The sequence below is a fragment of the Bacillus sp. AY2-1 genome, from assembly GCF_008368965.1.
GTDB lineage: Bacteria > Bacillota > Bacilli > Bacillales > Bacillaceae_G > Bacillus_A > Bacillus_A thuringiensis_S.
Map to the genome: position 1 here is coordinate 1 of NZ_QPEL01000303.1, position 3,931 is coordinate 3,931.

Genomic DNA, 3,931 nt, shown 5'->3' on the forward strand with positions numbered 1-3,931 from the left:
GTATATAGACCTAATGATTCTAAACTTAAAAAAAGTCTTCAAGCTCTTTATCCGGATGCAGAAATTGTATTAACTAATAGCGGTACATCTGCATTAGTAGTTGGTTTAAAGTACTTAAAAGTGGCAAAGGGAGATGAAGTAATTCTATCAAACTTTAATTGTCCTAATGTAATAGAAGCAATATTAACGGTGGGAGCAAAACCTGTATTAATTGATTTAAACACTAATCATTCAATTTCTCTTAATAAAATAAAAAAACATTGGAATGCTAATACAAAGGCAATTATTCTTACGCACTTGTATGGATGTCATGACGATTTAGACATTATTGACTGGGCTAGAGAAAATAATATTTATATCATCGATGATGCTGCACAAGCAATGTTTTCTTATCAAAATGGAAAGCCAGTTGGTAGTTTAGGCGACATTGGTATTTTAAGTTTTGGGGGAACTAAACCGATCCCAAGTATTGGGGGAGGAGCGTTACTTCTTAATCGTACAATAAGTGAATTATGTGACATGGGTGAAGAAAAGAAGGAAGAAGTAATTTTAGATTATAAGAATCATTTAAAAACACAATTGGCTATAAAAATAAAAAAGAGTAGAGTACTGAGTTTATTTACTAATTATTGGAGGAAATTAGAGATTCTGCCCTCCTATAATAATAGTAAATTAGATTCTTTACCGGAGAAAACGGAAGTTATAAATCCAAAAAGAATGTCTATAGTACGTTCATTGTTAATTGATAAACACCTACAGAAAACAAAGAAGATTTTAGAAATAAATATATGCAACGCTAGTCTGTGTTATACAATGCTGCAGGAAATTGAAGAAAAGTATGGCGTTAAGATTATATTTTCAGCTCAGAATGTTTATTTAAACTATTTTACCATTATATTCAAAGAATCATCTGATAGATATGAGTGTTCTGTACATTTAGCGGAAAAAGGTATACAAACTTGTTGGAATTACTTACCCCTGAGTGAGATCCCTATTTTTTCGAAGTACGCAACTGAGTCAGAAAATATAGATTATTTATGGCCAAGGGTATTATCAATACCTTTTAAATATCCTTTAGTGAATAAGGACCTTAAGTATATATGTAGTCAAATTCTGAAATATTTAGAGAATAAGAATTAAAAGGTGATTATATGGAAATCGAAATATGTACTGACGCCCAATATTGGGATGCCTGTATGGAAGAATACAATGGTTCTGTATTTCATAGTTACGAATGGGGAAAGTTAATGGAATTATTACCTGGTGTTCAATTTTTCCCAGTACTAATAGAAACACGAGATACAGTAGTTTTAACTCCTATGTATGTACAGGATGGTAGGCTTTTGGGAAGTTTAATTGGTTATGGAGGTCCAATAATAATTGGCCAAGATAAAATAGATTTTTCAGTTTATGAATCCATAATAAATAAGAAGTTTGAAAATAAAATTCAAAAGCTTTTATTACCTATAACGATAAATCCTTTTCAAAGTTATAGTAAAGAAAAGTGGGATTATAAAGAAACTTATATGTTAGATCTACCAAATAGGTTTGAGGATTTATGGACATCGTGTTCTGGAAAAGCTAGGACAAGTGTTAGGTATGCACGTAAACAGAATGTTGAAGTTCGTCCTATAACTGTAGCGGAATTAGATGAGTTTTACCAATTATATCAAGAACATAATACAAGTATAGGAGCGAGTTATTCATTTAGTAGAGAGTTTTTTTATCATTTAGTTCTTAATTTGCAAGAAAAAATCCTTTTCTTAGGGGCATTCTTAGAAGAAGAATTAATTAGTTCCAGCATTTTTATAATGGATAAAAAGGTTTTATATTATTGGATTAACATTAACAATACCGAAGGGAAAAATTCACAATCTTCATATTTACTACTAAATGATGCGTTTGAATTAGCAATTCATAATAAATTAAAGTATGCGGATTTAGGATATTCACATAATAAAGGGATTGCTAGACCTAAGATATACTGGGGGGCAGCTTTGAAAAAATGTTTTTGTTTAAAAGAAAGGATTTAAACTATGATTATTAGTGGCCACCAACCAAGTTATTTACCTTGGTATGGTTTTTTTGAAAAAATTCATAAATCAGATGTGTTTGTATTTCATGATATAGCACAATTTGAAAAAAAAGGTTTTTTAAATAGGAATCGTATTAAAACTTCACAAGGAGCGTCTTGGTTAACTGTTCCAATACAAATGAAGAATTATAAAGAAATTCCATTTAATAAGTTAAAGATAGACAATACTCAAGATTGGGAACGGAAGCATTGGAAAGCAATAAGAATTAATTATTCTAATGCACCTTACTTTAATGTATATAAGGATTATTTAGAAAATTTTTATTCAGAAGATTGGATTAATTTAAATGATATGAACATGAATTTTATTCATTTTATTATCCGTGAATTAAACATTGATACGGAACTATATTATGTATCAGATTTAGAGGGGATTACAGGTAAGAAAAGTGATTTTGTATTAGAGTTGTGTCAGAAATTTAATGCCAGTACTTATTATTCTGGAAGTTTAGGGCAAGATTATTTAGACGAAAATGATTTTGAGAATGAAAATATAGAAATTATCTACCAAAGAATAAGGGATTATTCCTACAAGCAATTATTTGGGGAATTTATACCACATTTATCTATTTTAGATATTTTACTAAATTGTGGACCAAAGGAAACAGAAAAATTAATTAAAGGAGTCTAAAATTTTATGAATGTACTTGTATTTGCCGCTCATCCGGATGATGAAATAATTGGTGTTGGTGGAACAATAGCGAAACATGTGAAACAAGGTGATGATGTACATGTTGTAATACTTGCAGAGGGAAAATCTTCTAGAGCTAAAGAATATAAAGAGCTAGATTTAGAGGTTAAGAACTTATCTTATAAAGAAACAGAGGGGGCATGTACTACACTTGGTGTAAAAAGTTTTGCAAGACTAGATTTCCCTGATAATCGTCTTGATACATTACCCTTACTTGATGTAGTGAAAGAGATTGAAAATCACATTAAAAAAATAAATCCTACAATTATTTATACTCAATATGGTGGAGATATAAATATTGATCATACTGTTGTTTACAGAGCAGTAATGACAGCGACACGCCCTCTGCCAGATACTAATATCAAATGGGTATTTGCATATGAAACTTTATCTTCTACAGAGTGGAATTATAATGAAAAAGATAAGTTTCTTCCTAATTATTTTGTGAATATTGAAGATCATTTGGAGGAGAAATTAAGTGCGATGAGACATTATGAATCTGAGTTAAGGGAATTTCCTCATCCACGCTCTATAGAAGCAATGAGACATAACGCATTTGTATGGGGTGCCAAATCTGGATACCAAGCGGCTGAGGCATTTATGTTAGTAAGGGGGACATGGTAGGTGAAGAGAATATGTTAATACCACAGGTCCCGTTCTTTGGTTTAGATAGTAAACAGATTGACTTAAAATGGGTTGAAAAAGGCTATGGATTAGAAGCAAATATTTTTGATGGGACATCTTTATTTGATAACTCATATACAAAAAGGTTTTCTGAGGTCCTGTCTTTTGTTCAAACCCTTAATCCATCCTTGTTAACGCTGCATTTTCCTACTGATAATGCAGACTATCTCAATGATGAATTTATTAAAAAGCAACTATATGAATTTATTAACCTTGCTATAAAGTATAATGCATCAGGTATAACAGTGCATGCTAATCAATTCATGAATGTCGCGGAATTTCAAAACTATAATCTTCTAGATAATAGAAAAAGGATTATAGAGTTCTTTAATATGCTAGATGAGGAAATAAAAGGGACTGATATATGGATTGGCGTTGAAAACCTACCCATTATTGGAAACTTGGGCGATGATTTTGATCCTATATTTATATATCCCGAAGATTTTACTGATTTGGTTAAT

At 30.8% G+C, this 3,931-nt stretch carries 4 protein-coding genes and 1 pseudogene; all 5 read left to right on the plus strand.

The annotated features are described in order from the left end of the window. Nucleotides 1-1,140 (plus strand): aminotransferase class V-fold PLP-dependent enzyme (locus DN403_RS30645; RefSeq protein WP_149186120.1); only part of this gene is annotated, 1,140 nt, incomplete at its 5' end. A gap of 11 nt (nt 1,141-1,151) precedes the next feature. Next, nucleotides 1,152-2,033 (plus strand): GNAT family N-acetyltransferase, encoded by an 882-nt coding sequence (locus tag DN403_RS30650; protein ID WP_000401946.1) that lies wholly within the window; start codon nt 1,152-1,154, stop codon nt 2,031-2,033. 3 nt (nt 2,034-2,036) lie between these two features. Continuing rightward, a complete protein-coding gene (locus DN403_RS30655) occupies nt 2,037-2,726 on the plus strand; it encodes a WbqC family protein (protein WP_000587149.1) in 690 nt (229 codons plus the stop codon). Between the two features lie 6 nt (nt 2,727-2,732). Then, complete coding sequence (locus DN403_RS30660) at nt 2,733-3,410, plus strand: PIG-L deacetylase family protein (RefSeq protein WP_001101895.1); 678 nt, start codon at nt 2,733-2,735, stop codon at nt 3,408-3,410. 11 nt (nt 3,411-3,421) lie between these two features. Then, nucleotides 3,422-3,931, plus strand: a pseudogene (locus DN403_RS30665) (endonuclease); the annotation flags it as partial.